Below are 1947 nucleotides of genomic sequence, written 5' to 3' on the forward strand. Positions count from 1 at the left end.
GCCAGCAGGCACGCATCCGGGTCCGCGCCGCGCACCGCTGCCGCATGCACCCCGGCGATGTGCTCCGGCAGGGCGAGCCGCCCCGCCAGCTCCACACCGCAGGCCAGCAGGTGCGCGTCGTCCGACGCCAGCAGGTGGCCGCAGGTCGTCGGCGCGGCATAGAACCACAGCGCGTCCCGAACGGACATGGGTTGGGCCGCGAGCAGGCGGGCAATCCCCTCCAGACGCACGGACGCATCGGGTTCGTACCGCTCCGCGAGCGCGATGCGCACGAAGGCCGCCCCCGCGATTTCTTCGGGGCGGGTCTGCGCCTGCGCCTCCACGCAGGCCACTTCGTCCAGACACGCCGGCCCGTAGTAGCGGCAGGCGTCCATCAGCGCGTCCAGCCGCTGATCGACGGCCTTGAGGGCCCGGACGGTGTGGGCCTGGCGCAGAAGCCCCGCCCGGCGCCCATAGGCGCGCACGGCGATGCCCATCTGCCGGGCCAGCATGCCGGGCAGTGGAGGGGGCGCGGAAGGGCGAAGGCGAGTGATCATAGGCCAGGCGAAGAAAAGCAAGCAGGCAGCGGCACCGTCGGAAACTCCATCGGAACCGGAAAGGGCGGCCAGGGCATCGCGCAGCGGACGCAGGCGCGATGCATCGCGGCGAACCGGGTCAGTTCAACTCGATGGAGCCGCCTTCGATGCGATGGGTTTCGACGGCGGCCGAGGTGATCTGGTGACCCCGGGTCTCGACCGATCCGTCCTGGGAAAACTGCATGCGCGCATCGGCGCAGCGCAGCAGCACGCGGCTCACCGCACTCACGTCCAGGTGGGTCACTTCGAGCGACAGCGCGCCGGTGGCCCGGTCGAACTGCCAGGGCGGTGTGGCCGGCGCGCCGGGGCAGGGCCAGGCGGCGACGACCAGCGAGGGCAGGGGCCTGCCATCCGGTGCTGGTGCTTCCTGGCCAGAACCCAGCGCGGCCAGCACGAACTGGCCTTCGATCACGCCGGGCACTTGAGAGGCCAGTTCCGCGCGGTATTCGCGGCCCTGGCAGCGAAGGACCACGGTTCCATCCGCATCCTGGCGCAGGACCTGGGCGGGCTGGAGCGACCACGCGGTGGCGGGATCGGCGGCGGGGCCGTCCACAGGCAGGGTGCTTCGGAGCATGCGGGAATCAGTTTTCATGGATGCCTCCGGAAAGCGTGGTGACGTCGCTTGCGCCGATGAGGCGGATGCTGTTGCCGTTCACGGTGATGGTGCCGTCGGCCTGGAGGATGAGCGAGCTGGAGCCCACCTTCAGGGTAATCGTTTCGGCATCCATGGTGATGCTGGAGCCGGCTCCCCCGCCGCCTTCGCCACCGCCCGAGGGCGCGGTCACGTTCTTGGCCATGCCGCCGCCGCCGGCATCTCCGCCGCCCCCGCCGCCGCCTCCCACGTTGAGGCTGTACTTGGTGCCCACCACCGTGCTCTGGTTGGTGCCGACCTTGACGTCCTGGTCGCTGCCCACGGTGGTGCTCTGGTTCTTGCCCACGATGGTGGCCATGATGGCGCCCACGTTGAGGTTGTAGACCACGCCCACGTTTTCCATGCGGCCGACGCCCACGTTCTGCATCGAGGCGATGCCGATGGTCTCGGTCTTGAACTTGCCGACCTTGATCGACCAGTTGCTGCCGATCCTGTCCTTCTCGTTCCTGCCGATGGTCTTGGTGCGGTTCTTGCCGATGCTCACCGTCTCGTCGATGCCCACGTCCTCGCGACGGTTGTCGCCGATGCTGATCTTCTCGTCGTGATCCACGCGCTCAGTGCGGTTGTTGTGCACGGTTGATCTTTTCATCGCTGGTCCACGGTTCTCGGTGCGGTCGCGGTGGATGACGTTTGGTCTCGTCCCGGTCGATGGTCTTGCGTCGGTCGTTGCCGACCACTTGTCTCGTCGTTCTCCCACTTCGGTGAGCTGGTCCTTCTGCG

The 1947-nt window shown here is 68.5% G+C and carries 1 protein-coding gene and 2 pseudogenes; all 3 read right to left on the reverse strand.

What is annotated here, in order from left to right:
• Positions 1 to 536, reverse strand: a pseudogene (locus AC27KI_RS23700) (hypothetical protein); the annotation flags it as partial.
• Positions 537 to 654: 118 nt separating this feature from the next.
• On the reverse strand, positions 655 to 1167 hold the full coding sequence (locus tag AC27KI_RS23705) for a hypothetical protein (RefSeq protein WP_487116177.1): 513 nt from the start codon (positions 1165 to 1167) through the stop codon (positions 655 to 657).
• Positions 1157 to 1947: pseudogene (locus tag AC27KI_RS23710) on the reverse strand (bacteriophage T4 gp5 trimerisation domain-containing protein); the annotation flags it as partial. The pseudogene AC27KI_RS23710 and the gene AC27KI_RS23705, both read right to left, overlap by 11 nt.

The organism is Acidovorax sp. KPB24-03, assembly GCF_057546605.1.

Bases quoted from the DNA above. Each gene is read 5' to 3' on its own strand.
- AC27KI_RS23705 (WP_487116177.1), bottom strand. From the start codon at position 1,167: ATGAAAACTGATTCCCGCATGCTCCGAAGCACCCTGCCTGTGGACGGC.